The 21,016-nt window shown below is 38.1% G+C and carries 19 protein-coding genes and 2 riboswitches; all 19 genes read right to left on the reverse strand.

Going from position 1 to position 21,016, the window contains the following annotated elements:
- Positions 1-508: 508 nt before the first annotated feature.
- Positions 509-1,345, reverse strand: a complete 837-nt coding sequence (locus ACFQ3N_RS05220; protein ID WP_390360219.1) for a cobalamin-binding protein — start codon at positions 1,343-1,345, stop codon at positions 509-511.
- A gap of 46 nt (positions 1,346-1,391) precedes the next feature.
- Positions 1,392-1,820, reverse strand: coding sequence for a bifunctional adenosylcobinamide kinase/adenosylcobinamide-phosphate guanylyltransferase (locus ACFQ3N_RS05225; protein ID WP_390360221.1), 429 nt, complete (start codon positions 1,818-1,820; stop codon positions 1,392-1,394).
- Positions 1,775-2,410, reverse strand: coding sequence for a histidine phosphatase family protein (locus tag ACFQ3N_RS05230; RefSeq protein ID WP_390360223.1), 636 nt, complete (start codon positions 2,408-2,410; stop codon positions 1,775-1,777). Before ACFQ3N_RS05230 ends, ACFQ3N_RS05225 begins: the two co-directional genes overlap by 46 nt.
- On the reverse strand, positions 2,362-3,120 hold the full coding sequence (locus ACFQ3N_RS05235; protein ID WP_390360225.1) for an adenosylcobinamide-GDP ribazoletransferase: 759 nt from the start codon (positions 3,118-3,120) through the stop codon (positions 2,362-2,364). Before ACFQ3N_RS05235 ends, ACFQ3N_RS05230 begins: the two co-directional genes overlap by 49 nt.
- Complete coding sequence (locus tag ACFQ3N_RS05240; protein ID WP_390360227.1) at positions 3,120-3,683, reverse strand: bifunctional adenosylcobinamide kinase/adenosylcobinamide-phosphate guanylyltransferase; 564 nt, start codon at positions 3,681-3,683, stop codon at positions 3,120-3,122. Before ACFQ3N_RS05240 ends, ACFQ3N_RS05235 begins: the two co-directional genes overlap by 1 nt.
- On the reverse strand, positions 3,665-4,750 hold the full coding sequence (gene cobD, locus ACFQ3N_RS05245; protein WP_390360229.1) for a threonine-phosphate decarboxylase CobD: 1,086 nt from the start codon (positions 4,748-4,750) through the stop codon (positions 3,665-3,667). Before cobD ends, ACFQ3N_RS05240 begins: the two co-directional genes overlap by 19 nt.
- An 18-nt stretch (positions 4,751-4,768) precedes the next feature.
- Positions 4,769-5,749, reverse strand: a complete 981-nt coding sequence (cbiB, locus tag ACFQ3N_RS05250; protein WP_390360230.1) for an adenosylcobinamide-phosphate synthase CbiB — start codon at positions 5,747-5,749, stop codon at positions 4,769-4,771.
- Between the two features lie 24 nt (positions 5,750-5,773).
- Positions 5,774-7,276: a cobyric acid synthase gene (locus ACFQ3N_RS05255; protein WP_390360232.1), complete on the reverse strand. Its 1,503-nt coding sequence runs from the start codon at positions 7,274-7,276 to the stop codon at positions 5,774-5,776.
- A gap of 37 nt (positions 7,277-7,313) precedes the next feature.
- The gene (gene cobO, locus ACFQ3N_RS05260; RefSeq protein ID WP_390360233.1) at positions 7,314-7,865 is read right to left on the reverse strand and encodes a cob(I)yrinic acid a,c-diamide adenosyltransferase; all 552 of its coding nucleotides are present in this window, start codon (positions 7,863-7,865) and stop codon (positions 7,314-7,316) included.
- A 10-nt stretch (positions 7,866-7,875) separates the two neighbouring features.
- Positions 7,876-8,919, reverse strand: coding sequence for a nicotinate-nucleotide--dimethylbenzimidazole phosphoribosyltransferase (gene cobT / locus ACFQ3N_RS05265; protein ID WP_390360235.1), 1,044 nt, complete (start codon positions 8,917-8,919; stop codon positions 7,876-7,878).
- Position 8,920: 1 nt separating this feature from the next.
- Entirely contained in the window at positions 8,921-10,303 is a 1,383-nt protein-coding gene (locus ACFQ3N_RS05270; protein WP_390360237.1) for a cobyrinate a,c-diamide synthase, read from the reverse strand.
- A gap of 48 nt (positions 10,304-10,351) precedes the next feature.
- Entirely contained in the window at positions 10,352-11,818 is a 1,467-nt protein-coding gene (locus ACFQ3N_RS05275; protein WP_390360238.1) for an adenosylcobinamide amidohydrolase, read from the reverse strand.
- On the reverse strand, positions 11,819-12,886 hold the full coding sequence (locus ACFQ3N_RS05280; RefSeq protein ID WP_390360240.1) for a FecCD family ABC transporter permease: 1,068 nt from the start codon (positions 12,884-12,886) through the stop codon (positions 11,819-11,821).
- The gene (locus ACFQ3N_RS05285) at positions 12,849-13,901 is read right to left on the reverse strand and encodes an ABC transporter substrate-binding protein (RefSeq protein ID WP_390360242.1); all 1,053 of its coding nucleotides are present in this window, start codon (positions 13,899-13,901) and stop codon (positions 12,849-12,851) included. Before ACFQ3N_RS05285 ends, ACFQ3N_RS05280 begins: the two co-directional genes overlap by 38 nt.
- Positions 13,902-14,075: 174 nt before the next feature.
- A riboswitch (cobalamin riboswitch) is annotated at positions 14,076-14,281 on the reverse strand.
- Positions 14,282-15,192: 911 nt separating this feature from the next.
- Positions 15,193-16,443: an anti-sigma-I factor RsgI family protein gene (locus ACFQ3N_RS05290; RefSeq protein WP_390360244.1), complete on the reverse strand. Its 1,251-nt coding sequence runs from the start codon at positions 16,441-16,443 to the stop codon at positions 15,193-15,195.
- Entirely contained in the window at positions 16,440-17,153 is a 714-nt protein-coding gene (gene sigI / locus ACFQ3N_RS05295) for an RNA polymerase sigma-I factor (protein ID WP_390360246.1), read from the reverse strand. Before sigI ends, ACFQ3N_RS05290 begins: the two co-directional genes overlap by 4 nt.
- A 132-nt stretch (positions 17,154-17,285) precedes the next feature.
- The gene (locus tag ACFQ3N_RS05300) at positions 17,286-18,104 is read right to left on the reverse strand and encodes a DUF5667 domain-containing protein (RefSeq protein ID WP_390360248.1); all 819 of its coding nucleotides are present in this window, start codon (positions 18,102-18,104) and stop codon (positions 17,286-17,288) included.
- 18 nt (positions 18,105-18,122) lie between these two features.
- Complete coding sequence (locus ACFQ3N_RS05305) at positions 18,123-18,635, reverse strand: hypothetical protein (RefSeq protein ID WP_390360250.1); 513 nt, start codon at positions 18,633-18,635, stop codon at positions 18,123-18,125.
- A gap of 62 nt (positions 18,636-18,697) precedes the next feature.
- A riboswitch (cyclic di-GMP riboswitch) is annotated at positions 18,698-18,780 on the reverse strand.
- Between the two features lie 1,006 nt (positions 18,781-19,786).
- Positions 19,787-20,836 (reverse strand): homocysteine S-methyltransferase family protein, encoded by a 1,050-nt coding sequence (locus ACFQ3N_RS05310; protein WP_390360251.1) that lies wholly within the window; start codon positions 20,834-20,836, stop codon positions 19,787-19,789.
- Positions 20,837-21,016: the final 180 nt, after the last annotated feature.

A 21,016-nucleotide genomic window follows, 5' to 3' on the forward strand; every position in this document is an offset into this window, starting at 1 on the left:
AATCAAAGGAATGCTTGATAGATAAGCATTATTGGGTAATCAAAGAAATTCTATGAATAATTCAGGACATATAGTAATAATTTGAAAATCGTTCAAATTATTTCCCCCCTTGTAAATAACTAAACTAAATTAAATCATAATAATTGCGATTTGTGAATTTTAATCATTACGATGTATTCAAAAATTCATCAAATAAAAGAAGACATTACTTAAAAGTTGCTACAAGTAAAGTCTTCTTCGGTCATTATTTCCGTAATGCAATAAAGTATAGGAACATTCTTAAATTTTATATCTTCGTAACGCTTCTTCCCTCATTGATTATTTCAAGTGTTCTTTCGGGTCCCAACAATTGAATTGATAAGATGGTTTCGTATCATAGCCAAGCCTTGTCCCAATAGATTCGTTTTCCAACACCTTCTTGCCTAATTCGAACGTTTTTATATGTAGCACAGTAATGATATCGATTAGTCATCGAAAACACCCCCAATTGTTCTCATGCCAAGTGGTACTAATAGTTGAAAAGGAACACTTCATCCATTAAAGGATCTTTATTTTTGTTAAATGACGGGTAAATAGTTGGATGAAGCATATTCGCAATCTTAGTTAAACCTAGTAACAATCTTGGCGACGGTCTACAAAATAATGGTTCCTCTAGAATATGTAATTGACTGTTTTTTATAGCATCCATTTGCTTAGAATGAGGGCGGCTGTGGATGACCTTTGGATTAACCTTCTCCTTCTGTACACCAACCCAAACCGTGCACATCACATCGGGATTTCTTTTTCTAACTTCATCCCAATCCGTTTTTACACTTGATTGCTGCTTATCTTGGAATAGGTTTCTTCCTCCTGCAAGCTTACTAATTTCGGTTAACCAATTGTTAGCACCAGGTGTATATATCGGTTTTGGCCACCATTCCCAATAAATTGTTTTTGGATGTTCTATCTGTTTAGATAAATGATGATAGTTTTCAAGAATTAATTGATACTTCTTGTATAACTGTTCTGCCTTTTCTTCCGTTTTTGTTACTTTTCCAACAAATAATAGACTGTCTCCTACCTCGGTTAACGTTTTTGGATTCGGAACAATTGCGAAGGGGATTTTTCTTTTCTTTAGCTCTTCAATGTTTCGTTCCATTCCAGGAACCGTAAGAGAGGCTAGCACTAAGTCCGGTTGTAGCTCTTCCACCTTATCCATATCAATATTCAAATCAGGTCCTAATTTTGGTAACGTTTTCACACCTTCAGGCCAATCGGAATAGTTATCTACACCTATTAAGGAAGTCGTTAAACCTAAATAGGCTAATAATTCGGTATTACTTGGACAAATCGATATTAGTTTCATTAGAAAGTTACCACCCTTCGTAGTAATCTTGCAACACAATCAATCCTTATTTAAGTCTCTTTGCATACCCGTTCCATACATAGTTAACCCTACCTGCCATTATAGCAGCATCCTGTGCAATCCAACCCGCTAGATCCCTCAGCCTCCTATCATTATTTTCAAGAGGAACAATACCTTTTCCAACCTCTAACATAACAAGGACGACCTCATTCTCCCTTTTTTGTTCTTTCTCTACTAGGTTCTGAAAAAAAGTGCTGAACTTTTTTCGAATTTCGTCATTACTTTCATTTTTTTTCAGCTCAGTTGTAATCCACTTTTCCCAGCCTTCCATCACGAGTGTTGTGTCCTTTACCCAGTTTGTCTTCCAGTCAATAATCGCATCCCCATCGTAGGCGGACACCCAACTACATTTTTCATTTTGCTTCCTTACTACCTTTCTTTTTCCTGAAAAGGCTCCGCCGATAATGAGCTGCATAGCCATTCCCCCTTCTGCTTTTTAAATGTTAGTCGAGTTGCCTGTCCGTGTTTAACAGATACATCCCAAAACGATGTAGACGGGACGTAGGTTGAAACAAGATATCGGATTACCCCGCCATGGGTCATAATAAGGATGCGTTTTTTGACACCTATGGCATTACCAATCTGTTGTTGTAAACATAAATTAAAAAAACTATCAATTCTAGCTTTAAATTGGCTAGCTGTTTCTCCATTTGGAATAGGGTTATTTTCCCAATTGTCGATCCAATTCCGGTATGCTTGTTTGTCTTTTAGCTGTTGATAGTTTTTTCCTTCCCAATCGCCAAAATTAATTTCTCTTAATCTAGTATCGATGGAAGCTTTTGCAGGAATTTGTATATAGGCTAAAGTTTCCAGGCAACGACGTAGATCACTCGTGTATACACTGTCAAAGCTAGTTGTAGCTAATACGTTTTTAAGATTGTCTAATCTTGTTAACTCACTCTTAATAACCTCTCGGTCTGTATGGCCTAAATACCTTTTTTCTAAATTCCAGTCCGTTATGCCATGACGAACGAGAAATACATCCAAGCAATTACAAGTCCCCATAATTCTCCCCCCTCGATTGCTGTCCCTAATAAATCACCATTAATTCCTTTAAACTTAACTTTTACCCATATGCCAAACAAAAAGATAAATACGATGTAGGCTGGGATGAAATACAAGAAATCCGGAAAAAACCAAACAATACCAATAACAGGGAGAGCGGCATACAGTCCATCAAGCCTATTTACATTTTTCTTCCACTCCCATGCTAACCCTTGTTTTTTTGCAACCGGTAAAACTATTAGTAACACAACTGCTCCCAAGCGAGAAAGAGCAATGATAAAAATAAATGAATAAATAGGTAAATCTGATTCAAACAAATTATAAATAAACATAGTCTTCCATGCCAGTAAAAAAAGAAGCGCGATGTGACCAAAGCTTCCTACGATTGGATCCTTCATAATCTCCCACTTTCTTTCTAAAGGAGCATTGGAACCGATCGCATCAGCTACATCCATCCACCCATCTAAATGTAACCCCCCAGTCAGCCATACCCATACCGAAATCGTAAGCAATGCCATCATACCTAGTGGAAGATAGGGCTCAACGAAATATAAGAGAACAGCAAGGATGGATCCTAGAATTACACCGACAAATGGGTAACTCCTGATTGCCCAAATACTTGTGTTTTTATTCCAAGGGCATGCAATAGGAACGGGAATTCGTGTTAAAAATTGAACAGCAAGGATAAAACCAAAAACTAATTGCTTCATCATTTAACCCCCTTCCAGTAAGTGGGGATACCTGCCTGTACTTGAACGACAAGCTCGGATTGTTGGACAATTATTTGGTGTAGACGTTGCAAGCAATGCATATAGGTAAGCGCAACTTGATCGGAAGACGGGATGTCTTCATTAATATCATTGGAAACAATCAGGAGGTGAAATTGATGCTCACGTGCTAGCCTTAACCAACTGTTCACTGCAGTTTCGATCCTATCGATACGATAGTTTCGTTCAAACATGACATTACTTAACCATATCGTTAAACAATCGATTAAAATAACATCGCCTTTTTGACAATCGGAAAGAAAAGGTACAAGGTCAAATGACTCTTCTACTGTTTTCCATGCATTGATTCGCTGTTTTTGATGAATCCGAATTCTTTCTGCCATTTCCTCATCACTTTTTTTAGCTGTAGCAATGTAATAAAGACTACTATTTCGTTTGTTCTCCTGTGCTTTGTTATAAAACGAAAGGGCCGTATGCTCAGAAAAATTACTTTTCCCAGACCTTGCTCCACCAGAAATAAAGGTAATCAAGACATCTCTCTCCATTTTTGTAGAGCAGCAAGCAACTGTTCATTTTCTTCCTTTGACCGAATCGCAGTCCGTAGAAATTCACCACGTAAGCCTTTAAAGTTATGCGTATGGCGAGTCAATATTCCGTTTTCCACTAAAAAATAAAAAAGTGCTTCTGTTCGTTTGGGCTGTATGTTATCTCGTAATAGATAAAAATTTACATTTGAATCGGAAAAGTAGAAATTCAATTGCTTTAATGTTCGGTAGATATAGTTTGATTGCTCCTGTAACCAATCTCTTGTTTGTTCTACAAACCTACTATCCTCAAGTAATTTTGGGACAATAGCGTTGACTAACGCATTAATGCTCCATGGAATTTGTTCCTCTTTTAATACATTGATAATGGCAGTATCAGCCATTATATAACCAATCCTTAACCCAGGGATGGTATACATTTTTGTTAATGAGCGTAATAGGATTAAGTTTGGATAAGCTGCTAACCATGATGTAAGACCAGGAATTGATGCAGGTAAAAAGTCAACAAATGCCTCATCAACAACGACATAGGTACCTGTTTTTTTCCCTTCCTCTAAAAGGACTTTTATATCTTCCTCTGGGATTACTGTTCCTGACGGGTTATTTGGACGACAAAGAAAAAGAACGTTTTTATTTTTCAGTTTTGCTAATATCGTCTCCACTGGTAATTTAAAATCATTTGCTTGTTCATAGAAGATATCTTCCACATCGATATGATAATGTTTGCACGCTCGTTCATATTCCAAAAAGGTAGGATGAACAATAAGTGCTTTCCCCTGTTCAAAATATTTGGCTACTAAAAAAATAGCTTCTGCTCCCCCATTGGTAAGTGATACTTTGTCTGGTTCTATTTCTTCATGATCTGCTACCATAGCACTGCTTGTTGAATAAGCCGGGTCTGGATAGCGACGAATGGTCTCATAACTATTCGTTAATGCTTCTTCTAACCAAGTCGGTGGGCCTAAGGGGTTTAAATTCGCACTAAAATCTAGTAATTGTTTTTCGTCATTCATACATAATAGTTGTTTTATCGCTTCTGGCTGTCCACCGTGGTTTGGCCATTTCATCCTCTCACCTCATTTAAACTATCTAATTAGTTGGAGCAAACAAACACTTATTGCTAAAAACACAAGCCACCCACCATGCATATAACGGATGGATCTTGTAATGTCATTGCTCGTTAATTGTTTTAACCGATTTCCCATCGTTGCCCGTACAGACTTCTGGTGACCATAGTAATTAATTCCACCTAACTGAATTCCCATTAATCCGGCGACCATCGCCTCTGACCAACCACTATTTGGGCTTGGGTGTTTGTTTGCATCTCGCCATGTTATTTTCCACCCATGCTTCTTTTTTGATCCTTTAATTACAAAAGCTGCCAGCCATATCGAGAGTGCAGTTAACCTAGCTGGAATCCAATTGACTACATCGTCAAGCCTAGCTGATGCCCAGCCAAATTGCTCATACCTTTCATTTTTATAGCCAACCATTGAATCTAATGTATTGATTGCCCGATACACCATAGCTAGTGGCGCTCCACCAACGACAGCCCAGAATAATGGTGCGGTTATGCCATCAACTGTATTTTCCGCAACTGTCTCCACCGTTCCTCGAACAATATCACTTTCAGGTAAGTTTTGTGTATCACGACCAACAACCATGCTCAGCTGTTTTCTTGCTTCTACTAAATCGCCAGCGACCAAAGGAATGAGGACAGCTTTAGCAGCAGCACTTAAACCTTTGATTGCAATCGTTGATGAAATAAGAAAAATCTGTGCACATATACCAGCAGTTGGGTGTAATTGATAAGAGAGATATACGACTAAAAAAGAGATAAAGAATATAACTAATACCACTGTTGTAGTAAGGTAGATTCCTTTTAACCGTCTATTTTCCCCATGATTCCATCTACCATCTAAAAACCCGATCAGCTTCCCCATCGATACGACAGGATGTGGAAGCCACCGTGGGTCACCAATCGCTAAATCTAATAATATAGCGACAATTAAAATAAAACATAAACTTACAACTGGATCATATATAGTAGTAAAATGAACTAACATTTCTTTAGATTCCTTTTCTTTTGATTAATGATTCTGGAAATCGTTCATTAATTGATAAATGCGAGTTAGTTGAACGTTATCTCGAACAACCTTAGCTAACAAATCAAACCCTTCTTTCCTTTTTTGAGCAAACGATCTTCGGTGTAAAAGCGGAGCCAATCCTTTTTTACTCCTTATATCATTAAGGACGATCTCCCTAAATAAGTCATTATGAAAGATGCCATGAAAGTACGTGCCAATAATGTTCCTGTCTTCGCTGATTGCACCTTCTGTTCGATCTGATAGCTTTATAAAAGGACTGGACTCTGCTTCAAAATGAGACTCACCCATATGAATCTCATATCCTGAAACAGGAATGGTTTTCTCTCCATAACGTGCAAGTCCTTCTGACTGAACCGTTGTCTTTTCTTGAGTTATCGCTGTTTGCATCGGAAAAAGTCCTAAGCCTTTAACCTTCCTATGTAATGACTCCACTTCATACGCATCTGTAATGCTAGTACCTAACATTTGGTAACCACCACAAATTCCAACAATTGTCGTATCCTTTTCTGCTAAATCCAATATCCTATTAGCTAGACCTATTCGGTGTAAAAATTGCATATCCGCTAACGTGTTTTTGCTTCCAGGTAAAATAAGTAAATCTGGATCTGCTAAATCATCGGCGGATTGGACAAAGCGAACGTGACAGTCGTTTTCTTCAAAAAAAGGATCCATATCGGTAAAATTGGAGATCATCGGATGACGGATAACAGCAATATCAATCACTTTGGATGTATCCTTATGAGAAGAATAGCTGTCTAACACAACTGAATCTTCCGCTTCGATGAGAAGGTTATCGATATGTGGAATCACCCCTAATATGGGAACATTCGTATATTCTTCAAACCACGTTAATCCAGGTTGTAATAACGAGACATCTCCTCTAAATTTATTAATGATAACCCCGACCACCTTTTCACGACCTTCTGGTTGGAGGAGCTGCAAGGTTCCTACTAAACTAGCAAAAACCCCACCTTTCTCAATGTCCCCTACCAAAATAACCGGTGCTTTTGCGATTTGTGCCACCCGCATATTGACAAGCTCCCTGTCATTTAAATTAATTTCAGCAGGACTACCTGCGCCTTCAATCACGATTCGCTCATAACTAGCAGCCAGTCGATAATACGAATCTCGAATTAATTTTAATCCTTGCTGGAAAAAATCTTGCCGATATTCGCCTGCCTGCATATTTTTAAATGGCTTGCCATGTACAACAATTTGGGATTGGTAGGCCCCAGTTGGCTTGATTAAAATTGGATTCATATCTGTTGTGGCAATGACACCTGCTGCCTCTGCTTGAACACCTTGGGCACGCCCAATCTCTTTTCCATCAGCCGTAACATAAGAATTTAATGCCATATTTTGGGACTTAAATGGAGCTGTGTTAAATCCATCCTGCGTAAATATACGGCAAAAGGCAGTTGCAATGGCACTTTTTCCGGCATCTGAATGGGTACCCTGAATCATTAAAGGAACGGCCTTTTCCATTGGCATTACACCTCACTTTTGACACTTTCACCTAACCTTAAAGCTCGATCCCTTTCACTGCTGGGATACCTCTATCATAGTAATGCTTTTCCACATCAACCACGGAAACAAGGTCGGCGATATCTTTAATTTCTTGTTTAGCATTTCTTCCGGTAATGACGAGGTGGACATGTTCTGGTTTATTTTTTATTAAGTCCTTTACTTCCTCTAATGGCAACACATCATCAATCGGAAATTTGTCAATCGCTAATGCATTGTTTAATTCGTCTAGGACAACAAGGTCATATTCCCCACTCATCACCGTTTCCTTTGCTTTTGGCCATGCTTTTCTTAATGCTTCTCGATGTTCTTCTGGGGTTTTGGTCCATGTAAATCCAATACCAAGCTGCTCCATTTCGACACCTAACTTTTCTAAGGTGATTTGCTCGCCGTAGGAACGTCTTGGTGATTTGATAAACTGTAAAATCTTTACGTTAAACCCTTGACCAACTGCCCGAACTGTTAATCCAATAGCTGCTGTCGTCTTTCCTTTACCATCACCAGTATAAACAAGTGTTAAGCCCTGTTGTTTTCTTCTTTTCTGTACCATATGAACCCTCCTATTGTTTATTTAATACTCCCGCAGTATTAAACGTTGCCATTTCCTTTACCATTAAAGTTGCTGATTGAATGATTGGATAAGCAATCGTTGCCCCCGTTCCTTCCCCTAGTCTAAGACCTAAATCAATTAATGGCTTATTACCTAGTAAGGAAATAGCCACTTGGTGTCCAGGTTCTGCCGATTGATGTGTAACAATCATGTAATTAGATGCCGCTTGAGAGATTTCCTTTGCTAAGAGTGCAGCTACTGTACAAATAAACCCATCCACAAGTATCGGTACACGCTGACTAGCTGCAGCAAGCATCGCGCCTGTCATCCCCGCAATTTCTAGTCCGCCTACCTTTGCCATAATATCAACTGGATCCTGTGGATTGGGATTTCGTTTTACAAGCGCTTGTTTAATCACTTCTATTTTATGTTCGAAGGCATCGTCTGCAATACCTGTTCCATGACCGACTAGTGAAGCGATCTGCGCTTTACTAAGAACAGCCAATATTGCACTACTCGCTGTTGTATTACCAATCCCCATCTCACCTAATATGAGACATTTGGCGCCTTTATTTATTATTTCTAGCCCTTGTTGATAGCCAACTTCAAGCGCATCTTCTGCTTCTTTCCGGGTCATTGCATTTTCCTGATAAAAATTAGCGGTTCCAAACCGAACCTTTTTATCTATCAATCTTTCGTCTTTTATCGTCGACGTAACCCCTATGTCGATGATCTCAAGCAAGGCTCCTATTTGTCTACTAAAAACATTAATACCTGCACCACCGTTTAAAAAATTTCGAACCATCTGCTCCGTTACTTCTTGTGGATAAGCCGATACTCCTTCGTCGGTGATGCCATGATCGGCAGCAAATACTAACACACCGGGTGGGGTTACTGATGGAAATGCTTCCCCTTTCATTGCCGCTAATGAAATGGCTAATTCCTCTAGCCTACCGAGACTTCCAAGTGGCTTTGTCAGTGTATCTATATATCGACTCACTTGCTGTCCCATTTCCTTATTTAACTTTGGAACCGAATAACTATGATTCAACATACTATTTTCCCCTATCCGCTTGATACGCTATACATTTTTCCAGCCAATTTTCTACTATCCTAGGACAAGATCCAAAATGAAAATGCGTGTATCCAGCAACTACATTATTTTTCAAATAACCTTCGTTACGTACACCTCTCATACCTTTTGTTTGATATGCGTAAGGAACCTTTTCTTCTTTTGGATGAAAAGAAGAGTAATGAAATTCATGCCCCTTTGCGACGAGGTCTTCGAGTAGAAAATTATCTAGCTTCCCACGAACTTCTCTGTACCCTAACGCAGCTAACCTGTCTTGCATTTGGACGCTTCCAGGAATGACACCTACCATTGGATATGTTTGATTTTTCGTCGTTTTAATCGAATCTGTTAAATACATAAACCCGCCACATTCCGCAAGTGTTGGTAATCCCTGATCAACAGCATCCTTCACAGAACGTTTGGTTTCTTCATTCTTTGCAAGCAGACTAGCAAATTCTTCTGGGAATCCGCCACCTAGATAAAGTCCATCTGCATCGTTCGGTATCGTCTCACTTGCTAGCGGGGAGAAGTAAATTAATTCCGCTCCATTTGCTTCCAAGATTTCTAGATTTTCAGGGTAATAGAAATTGAAGGCCGCATCTCTGGCCACGGCAATTTTTGCTATCTTGTCATTTTTCTTTTCAAACATGGATGGCTGTTCACTACCCTTTAATGGTTCAGCTACAGCCAAATCTAGTATCTGATCAACATCAACCGTCTCTAGCACTAACTCTCCCAATTTGTCAAAAAAGGTATCAAGCTCCCCTCTTTCAATCGAAGGAATGAGGCCAAGATGCCGCTCTGGGATTTCGATATCAAGCTCCCGATTTAAATAGCCGATTACTGGAACATGGCATTCCTGTTCAATTGCTTTTTTTACTAACTCAAAATGACCTTTGCTCCCTACTTTATTTGCAATGACACCAACAATATTCGTACTCTCATCAAATAGTTGAAACCCTTTCACAATCGCGGCTGCGCTCCGAGCCATACTCGAGCAATTGACGACAAGCAAAACCGGACTCTTCGTTAACATACTTATTTCCGCCGTACTTCCCTGATTGGTTTCTGGGTTTTTCCCATCAAAAAAGCCCATCACACCTTCAATGACGGAAATATCCGCTCCTTGACTTCCGTTTGCAAACACATCCAAAACGTGATTGTGTGTTAGCATCCAGCTATCTAAATTACGAGAGTCCCGTCCTGTAACAGCTGTATGATAAGTTGGATCAATATAGTCCGGTCCACATTTAAACCCTTGAACGGTTAGCCCCTGTTTTTTCAAAGCTGACATTAAACCGATTGCTACGGTTGTTTTGCCTACACCACTTCCAGTACCTGCAATGACAATTTTTCGTTCCGTCATTAGCTCCTCCTCCTTTTTCATGGTTCTTTTCGTAAACTTTGTCGCTTTTTAATTTTCTCTGTATAAATACTTTTTCAGTGCTTTCTTTGTCGCCTGATAAACTAGGCTGCCAATTCCCTTACCGACAACGGTTCCAGATCCGGCATACAGTGTTTTTTCTCCTTGTTGGGTAACACCAATGAGGAGAGCGTCAGTTGATGTACCTGTTGCCACCGTATCGGATAACGGGTCAGTAATATCAAGATCTTGCAAGGCTTTCACCTTCGACTCCGTAGCGGACATAGATGCATTAACAAGTGCTCCATCGGTAAAATGGGCATCAACAAAGACCATCGTGTTGATCGTACCAATCGTTGGCTCTAATTCCGAACACGTTGAATTGGTGATATCAACCGCATTACCTACACCTGCTGTCACGATAACAAGCATGGACATTCCATCTATTTTTTTTGTTACTATCACCGCATCTTTTAGCTTCACAGCAGTCATCATCCCAACCGCGCGTTCATGTGGAATATTTCTTTCTATCATCCATTTCTTGATATCGTTCTCAGGCTTAGCGCAGTTGTAATTTTTCGACACATGGAAATTACAAAAGTAACTGGACCACTGAATGCCATCACCTATTACACCATTGGAAATAGTTCGTAAAGCTTGATCAAAGGCCACATGAATAAAATCGTCGGTTTGCTTTATTTGGTAAGACTGTTCAAAGTCTGTACGATTGCTTTTGGTTGAATAGCTCGGAGTCATCAAGAGCTGCGGTTTCGGAATCGTTGGGTGAGATTGCTGCTGAATGTCTACCTCGTATACCTTCTTTAACTGATCCGTTTTCCTCAACGTATCTACATCCCCAACTTCTAAAAAGGTTCCCTCATGTAGTAAAGCAACCCGATCGGCATAAAGGGAGGCTACATTTAAGTCATGTAAAATAGAAAAGACGGTTAACCCGTTTGTTTGCTGTTGTTTTTTTAGTAAATCTAGGATTTGAAAGGTGTGTTTAATGTCCAGGTGATTCGTCGGCTCATCTAACAGTAATACTTCCGGCTGTTGGACTAACGCTTTGGCCAACAATACCCGTTGCTTCTCCCCGCCACTAATCGTCCGAAATGGTTTGTTGCGAAAATGACTTATTTTAGTTAATTCCATCACTTCGTCAATAGCGGTTTGATCGTCCTTTGAAAGTTGTTTTATGATCCCCTTTTGATGTGGGTAACGACCTAGACTAACAATTTCCTCCACCGTATAATCAAATGAAACTTGAGCCTCCTGAGTAAGAACAGCTACTTTTTTTGCTTTTTCAAGCTTGGAAAAAGAGTAAATATTTTTTCCATCAAGCAAAACATCTCCCCCCTGAACAGGCAACTGCCCGGTAATTAACTTGAAAAGGGTTGTTTTTCCACTTCCATTCGGACCAAGCAACACAAAAAATTCGCCTTTTTCAATTTCCCCATTTAATCCCTGAATGATAGGGGGATTCGTGTATCCTCCTGACAAATTTTCCAACTGTATCATTTACGATCCCCTCCGTAACATTCGTTCTTTTGTAAGCAATAGAGCAAATACCGGTGCACCGATTAATGCCGTAATGACGCCAATTGGCAGTTCTTCTGGGGCAATAATCGTTCGAGAAACTAAATCAGCTAAAATGAGAAACGCTCCGCCTACGAGCATGGAAAGTGGTAGGACGTGACGATGGTTCGGACCAGTTACAAGACGGACGAGGTGTGGAATAACAAGGCCGACAAAGCCAATAGATCCCGATACCGCAACCGCTGCTCCTGTTAATAGTGATGCACCAATTAAGATAAACATTTTCCCTTTTTTCACATCGACACCAATATGATCTGCTGCATCTTCGCCAAGTGCTAAAGCATTTAATTCACGGTAGTGATAGTAGACAATAAAAGAGCCAATAAGCATAAACGGCATGATCAACTTCACATGGCTCCAACCTCTCATACCAACACTTCCGTACAACCAATAAATAATCTGTGCCATCGCATCCCGATCACTTAACGAAATAATTAGAGACACAATTGCTCCGATAAAGGCGCTGACGATAATCCCAGCTAATATGATTGTTTCTACAGCTAAACTTCTACTGCTTAACCGAACCAGACCGAATACAATAAAAAGTGTTAATAATCCACTAATGACCGCGACAACCGGCAAGGTAAAATTTCCTAAACCAACAATCGAAAATTGAAAAAATAATACAAATACAGCACCTAGTGATGCTCCCGAAGAAACCCCTATAGTGTAGGGATCTGCTAATGGGTTCCGTAACAATCCTTGGAACGCTGCTCCGGCAAGTCCAAGTGATGCACCAACACAAAAAGCAAGTAGCACACGTGGTAATCGGATATTCCAAATAATCATTTCTACATTTTTTGGTACCTCATTAAGCAAATTGATACGTAACGTTTTATCCAATACAATATGTAAAATCGTATCTATCGAGACCTGGACACTACTCATTAATAAACCAAGAAGGGCTGTACCAAGTACAACCCCTCCACTTAGAATATATAGACAGCCTATTTTATTTTTTGAAAACTTCAGGGTAGACAAGCTCCGCAAGTGTCTCGACCCCTTCAATTAACCGAGGACCTGGTCTGGTCACAGTATCGTTATCTACATCAACGACATGTTCATTTTTAACAGCCGGTACTTCTGCCCAGCCTTCACGACTTAACACATCTTGGCTTGGATTATCTACATAATAACCATAAGTAGTAACAATTACTTCAGGGTTTAACTTCACAATTTCTTCCTCGTTCAAACTCACCCAACCCTCATGTTCTGCTGCTACATTAATGGCTTGAATTGCCTCAAGCATTTCGTGCATAAATGTATTTGTTCCAGTCGTATAAATATCTGGTGCTGGTGATACTTCCACCCATACTTTCTTCTTATCCGTAACTTCTTTTTCAGCTTTTTCTTTGATCTCAGCTAAACGCGTTTTCATATCAGAAATCGTTTCTTCTGCCTCAGTAGTTGTTCCAGTTGCTTTAGCGATCATAGTTATGTCACCATAAACATCGTCGAAAGAAGTGGCACTTCCAACAACAACGACAGTAATTCCTGCCTCTTCAAACTGCTCTATTGTTTCCTTTGCATTTTCGTAATGATAATCGGTAACAAAAGCAATTTCCGGGAGTAGGGAAAGAATCTTCTCAACGTTGATTTCCTGTCCACCGAGTTTATCAATCTCTTGTGTTTCTTCTGGGTAATTACTATAATCAGATACACCGATGACCTTATCACCTAAACCAAGGTCAAATACAATTTCTGTCGTACTTGCTTGAAGCGAAACAATCGATTCTGGTTTATTTTCAATCGTAACTTCTCGATCTGCATCATCTGTAATGGTTAGTGGGAAGTTTTGTCCACTATCCTCATCAACTTGTTCATTAACATTTGAAGAATTGTCCTCTTCTATTTGCTGGTTATCGTTTGAGTCAATAACATCCTCTTCACCATTACCAGCAGCTTCCGACTGTTGTTCTTGTGTACCGCAACCCACGATAGCGGCCATAGTAAACAGTAAAATAAAACTAATAAGTCCCCATCTTTTTAACATCTCTGTATGCACTTCTGTTCCTCCTCCTATTTTTGAACACAAAAAAACGCTATTCCTGTGGAAAGCGTTGGTTAAAGGCATATGTATTATACTTTGATAAAGTATGATAACTCGCAATCTATTTATCTGGCACGGTAACATGATAAAAATAGATTGCCTGCACTTTAAACATTCCTTTCCTCGAGGAAGTTTAAACACAAATAGGCAGGTCTCCTGACTTACGAATCAACGGTAGGTTACTCCTTCCCGTGTTAGAAACACAGTGGATCATTTGTAACCATCCTCATCGCTTACAGTGGCGGGACCGTGTTGGATTTACACCAACTTCCCTCTTAGTCTTACAGTTAAGTTCACTTGGAACACTGCAAAAAACCTCTTTGTCTAGTATTCATTTTTTTGTCTTCTAAAAGAAATTATAAAATATTATTTACCTTTTGTAAAATATTATTTAGTCCATATCCAGTTGTTCATGATTCATACGGTGAGTGAAACTGTTCAGAAATCTACAATTTGAGTTGAACAAGAATTTTCGAAATAGGCTTATATAAAAATATAATACAGTTTTCTCAATATAAATCTATTATTTTAAGGATCACAAAATTTCCATACCCGCCTTCAACTATAACCGCTATATTTTCTCTTTAGAAATTGCCTATACAGATTATTAAACTCGCCAGTATGAAATGAGCAAATAAATATTTAAGTAGATTCAACATCTTCATCTACATTATATTACTTCAAATACCTCCACTTATTTCTCCTATTCAATTAGAATACCGATATTGTAAACTTCTCTTCTTTTTTAAGCTAACAGCTAAAGAGTTTACAGCTCTACGGTCTTTTAAAGATCCAACTGTTAATCGTTTTCTATCCATGCTAATATCACCCGTTCTTAAGATTAATATATATTGAACCAGTAATTTTTAATTAATAATAGTAATTTCCTTTAAATCCATTTCATAAACAAAATCCGTACATTTTGATGCATATTTAATTTGTTTTTCTTAACAATTGATTTTATATTTCTATGATGTTGATATTAAATAAATCTTTGAAATTTATCATGTAAACATTCCCTGAGAATCCTTTATCTTTTACAAATTCAATATATGGTGTATGAAGGTACCTAATTCCGTTTATAATGTGCTTTTTACACACTAATAATAAAATATTCCTCTTCCTCCCTATTCTAAACTTTTCTATACAATACGACCTACTACATTAGTCTTTGATTTATAGCCCTTGAGATATGATCCATGAATATATCCACATTTATAGCATACTGGCTACGAATTTAATGCTACTATTGAACAGTATCACTTGGTTGAGACGGAGACTTAGGTTGATTTTCATTCGTTTTATTCTCATTAGAATCTAGGTTTTCTTCTTCCGGACTAGTCTCGTTTTTCGAAACAGGTTCGTCTTTTTTTGCTTCATTTGATTCCGTCTTTGATGGACTCTTTATACTAGTTTCGCTTTGCTCTGGATTTCTGTCATTAGAATTTGTTTGATTTTCTTCCGTTTTGTTACTTTCATTCTCATTCTCAACAGGAGATGGCTTATCCTCCGCTGAATTTGGATGTTTTTCATTTTCCGATGAAGCACTTTCTTTATTAATTTTATTATTACTATTATTTTGTTGTTGTATTCCATCATTAGCAGATGTTCCTTGTTTATCATCAAGGGTAGGCTTTTCAGTTTTATTCTCTTTTTGATCTTTGGGAGTTTGTGGACGATCCTGACGTGATTCTGAATTCAATTTGGCATTGTCTTCCGTAGAATATCCTTGTTCACCCTCATCTGGAACCTTCTTAACATCTTCCTCAATCATATCCTGTAATTGTTTAACGGATTTCTCTTTTACTTCATGAATATTTTGAACGAGCCCCTTTTCTCGCAAGGTTTGAAAATGTCTGTATTTATTCATCGATACGTCCGCATGTTTGGCTTGGTCATAAAATTCCTTTGTTTCATTGAATACCAGTACATCTGCAACGATGTTCTGACGTTGAAGTTGAGTTTGGATCACTTCAGTTAGATCACGTTCAGAAGGGGAGTCAGAGTCATTCGTTACCTTCACAAGAGTAGTCTCAATTCTTCCTTGTTCTTCTGTCGTTAAAAAGCCTTTTGAAATCGACTCAGATATGATGAGATTAACCACTTGATAGAAGTCTAAGCCTTTTGATTTGATGGAGTCGATGATTTGTTTCCCATCGGCATTCAAAGCTGAAAGTTTTACCACGTTTAAATCCTGGTCTAAATGAGCCTCAATACTCGGATTAATATCAGTGGCTGCAATATAGTGAGTTTCGGAATGATTTTGAAGCACCCCATAAGATAAAAAGGCGATAAACAAAATAGCTACCATTGCTATAGTAGATACAAACTTGATAGGAAGAGGCTGCGTTTTCGCTGTACACATCATCTTTTCACCCATCATCGGCACGTCATTTTCAGTTCGCCGTATATTTTTAAACGTGCCATCATCACAGAGAAGAACATATTCGTTCTCCGTCACTTTGGTCACGACACCTTCAATTGTATGTTTTTTCATATTTTTACACTCCCAGGCCCGACTTGAACAAACGTTGAAAGCTGTCTCCATTCCGGATGTAGTTGAATCATAATGATCGTAATCAAGTACTTCCGATGTCGCTCGATTGATTTGGGCCGGTGCCTTGTTCTTTTGGTAAAAGAAGCTACAGGAAATACATTTTTCTCAACTAATCTATCTACTAAATCGTGATGTTTGATAAATTCAGAAGCTATTTCCATAACTTTGATTCGAGTTTTACGATGTTTCGGGCTATGACTCTCCAACTCCTCAAATGAAATGTTAAACTTACTCAATTTTTCATCGAGTTCTAAAATTTCTTCCACGAGGGCTGAAGTGTTGATCGATTGTTGGTACGACTCTAGCGATGCTTTCATTTCAGCTTGATCATGTTCTGAATGATCGTCGTTTGAAATAGTGTACAAATGACGCTTTTGTTTTCGAAAATAGTCAATTAGATCTCGTTGAACTAATAGATATGCATAGTTCAGAAAGATTCGACCTTTGTCGTACTCAAATGTGTCTATTGCACGGTTAAAAGCAATCAGTCCAATACTGGTCTCATCACTACTCCATGTCACATATCGTTTACAAATATGTCCAACAACGTTAATTATATATGGTTTATAATGCCGAATTAATCTTTCTCGTTCTAAATCATTACCCTTTTTTATTTCTATCAGAGTTTCGTTTAGTTTCGAACTTTCCATGATGTCCCCCCTTTATAGAACTCTTGAGAATCAAAAGTTCTCTATTATATATCGGAGGCATATCGTCTTTAATAAAGGATAGCAACCATTTTTAATATGGATTACTATCCTTTATAGTTTCTTTTCTAATTGTTATGGTCTGCCTGATGTTTTTTCCTGTTTCTCTTTAACTTCTGCTCGCGTTTCTCCTTGCTTCTCTTCAGCTTCAACTTGTGCCTTTTGTTTTTCTTTAGCTTTTGCTTGTGCCTCTTCTTGTTTTTCTTCAGCTTTTACTTGTGCCTTTTCTTGTTTTTCTTCAGCTTTTACTTGTACCTCTTCTTGTTTTTCTTCAGCTTTTGCTTGTGCCTCTTCTCGTTTTTCTTCAGCTTTTACTTGTGCCTTTTCTTGTTTTTCTTTAGCTTTTGCTTGTGCCTCTTCTTGCTTCTCTTCAGCTTTTGCTTGTACTTCTTCAGACTTTTTAAGGGCTGCTAAGAATTTTTGCTCGGCCTTTTGTTGATTCTCTAATGCTTTCGCAATGCCAGCCTTTGCTTCTTCTGGAAGGTCTTCACGCTCGAGAAGTGCTTTTAGGTTTTCTGAACGTTTTTGACTATTTTTAACTACAGATTCTTCAACTGCGGATGTGTCTTCTCCAGCTTCTTGTGCTGTTTCCAGATCCTCTTCACTCTGTTTCAAATGCTCTTCATAATCTTCTAGTAACTCTTCTGCCTTTTCTTCATTGCCTTCTTCAAGAGACAATTCCGCTTCATTTATTCGATCATCCGCATATTCATCTTGAAGAAGTGCTTTTTCACTATTTTCTTCAGTTAACTCATATTCTGCTTCCTCTATTACACGAGAAGTATCATAGAGGTCTGAATTCGGATCAACAACTGATTCATCCTCAGCTGCATAAACGTTTCCTGCAAATAATAAAAGTAGACTAAGTGTAACACTAGATATAATCGTTTTCATTGTTATTCCACCTTTTTCTTAAAAGAATTGTACACTTTGTTTAAATTCCTTTATCAGTTCTTGGTTTATTTCATACCCTTCATGGGGGGTCATAAAAATTAAAATTCCAGTTTGTTCTTCTCCACTATTTAAATAAATATCAGTTCGAATGCTTTCTTTTCGATTCGATTTTAAGGAAAGATATTGCTCATCCTCCTCAATTGCATCGCTATTTCCAAAAGATGCTTTCAATTCACTTTTGATCTCATCTAATGACTTTTCATGCGAAACAGACGTCAAAATGGCTTTCACATTCTCATTTTGAAACATAATATTGTCTTTGTCTTTACTGGAGTTGTCTTGGAGTTGCCAACCTGGCGTTTGGATAACCTTAACTGTTTTGCTTTCATATAAGTAATTCTGTACTTCTTGCTTTTGCTCGTTGTTAATTTTATCATTTGGCTCTGTGCCTTCATTTCCATCATTTTGGCAAGCTACTAATAAGAATGAAACAACAAAAAATAATAGAATTATGCGTGTCCTATTTATCAATCTATCACCTCCATCCACTTTCTTATGACTTTTATTAAGAGAGAGGTTTATAGCATTGGTTCGACGGTAGCTGGCTGACATAGAAAAATCCTTAGCCCCTTTAGCTTTGCGTCATCATTTTTCAATGATTTTGCCTTTCTCTCTATTCACTTATCTATACGTAAGCTTGTTTAAAATTTGGGGGGGGGAATGCAAAATTATTTTAATTGCGATCTCAAAAGTACACAATTTTAAATTTGGATAGTAGTAATAACGGGCTATACTTTGTTTTAACCTTTCCTACCTGGGGAAAAAGTAGTCATTAGTATTTATGGAATTAAGTTAAGATACTGATTAACCCGGTATTATTGCTATTCTTAGAACGATTGCCGAAAACTTTTAAGTTATGCAGCAATAAAGTAACGACACAAATGCACACTCAATATAGCTTTATTTATATAAAGTGATGTCTCACAATGGTGTAAAATAGAAAATAGAGACTAAGTGATGGAATATTATAGAAGAGGCTACTGACCATACAGTCATTACCATTAAACTCCTTTTTGAGGCTCAAATCACTCTATAATAGTTCTTTAACCAAAACAATAATATACCAACAAAAATAACCACCAACTTAACATATAAATTGATGGTTATTAAGCTTACACCTAATACGAATAATAATTCGTTTCGCCCTCATTTCTATTATTTATTATTTCCAAAGTTATTATTTAATAGCTCATTTCTTATATCCTCTTCTGTCATTTTTTCTTCTTCATAATGTTCATCTTTCGTACCATTATCCGAATTCTCAAAACCCGGGTGGTGACAGACACCTGGAATTTATGAATCTCCTTAAAACTATCTATATACCTTTATATCCTTCTTCCAACGATCCTTATAAAAACCAATAACATCTATTTGGTCAAACCAGTACAAAATTTTCCCTTCTAAGTCTTCGGGAAATGAGCTGAAGGCGTGTGGATAGGTTTCCCTATTTTCAGATAAAGATACTGTTCCATCACTTGGCTTAAATTCAAAATCTGGTTAACCATAAGTAGTAAAAATTGGATAAGTACCTATACAATTTATTTGTCTTTATTCAATGACCTAATTAACAGAATCCCAGTGTGAACACCCCAGCATTCTGTTATTACTATTGTACTTGTTGATCATGCTTTTAACCGATAGTTCACGTTATGTTCTTTCAGTGTTTTGTCTTTTCCAAACAAAAAGTGTTTTTCCATGTCAGGAGAATATTTGGAGTTTATCGTTTTAATGCCCGTAGCTTCTGCAACCGCCCGTAGCATCGCTGGCGATGCCCCACAACACAATCCAATATAGTTTATTCCAATGTCTTTGGCTTCCTTTGCCCACTCAGCTAACTCATAACGATTATGATAAAGCGGGTCTAAAGAAGTCGGAAAAGTGGTTTCTAGAGGCAAATGACAACTGCATCCGCCATCAGGCAAGTTAAAAAATGTTGGACTCTCTTCTGTTGTGCGATATGGAACAGGCAACCCACCTACATAACCATCCACATGGTTGCGTATCTCAGCAAGGTATGGCTGCATCGTATCGGGACCGCGAAAACAATTCATTCCCACAACCAACGCGCCTTTTTCGGAAAGTATTTTACACGATTCCTCTACCGTGTGCCCATCTCTTAAAACATTTTCTCCCATTAAACCTAAAGTGATTACAGCTGGCAATCCTTGATTTTGAATTTCTTCCAATGCTATTACTGCTTCTTCATGGTAATAAAACGTTTCGCCATTAATATAATCGACGCCTTCTTCCTTGCACCATCCCACCATTTCAGAAAACATATTTCTAACTTTCTCTTTTGATTCAGAATCTTCCGGATCAAAAATATTCGTGTTGGATATATTGCCTGCTACCAATGCCTCTTCAATGGGATGTTCCTTCGCGACTTCTTTTGCTAATCGTATCGCGTTTCTGTTCAACGGTTCTAACAATTCCTCCTTACCAATGATACGCATTTTTTCTCTGTGGGCATTGTATGTAAAAGCCAGTACCACATCTGATCCTGCATTCATGTAATCACGATACGTTTGTTTAAGTGCTTCGGGATTATCCAATGCTACCTCTGGTACAAAAGTACCTGCTTGCAAATACCCCCTGCGTTCTAATTCAAATAAATAACCTTCTCCTGCAATAACTGTTCCGTCTTTTAGTCTTTCTTCCAAACTGCGTTTCATACAATTTTCCTCCCTCTTAAATTCTTTGTACCTTGCTTGAAATTATCTTTCAAAATGTAAAACCACTGCTTGTATAAAGAAGAGTTTACCAGTTTCCTGATAGCCATTATCAAATATTAGTTTTGTGTAAAATCAAAAACCCCTCTTCATTGGAAAAGAAGAGGGGTAACTAAGCAATGT

The organism is Virgibacillus byunsanensis (assembly GCF_042675965.1).
Lineage (GTDB): Bacteria > Bacillota > Bacilli > Bacillales > Amphibacillaceae > Virgibacillus_R > Virgibacillus_R byunsanensis.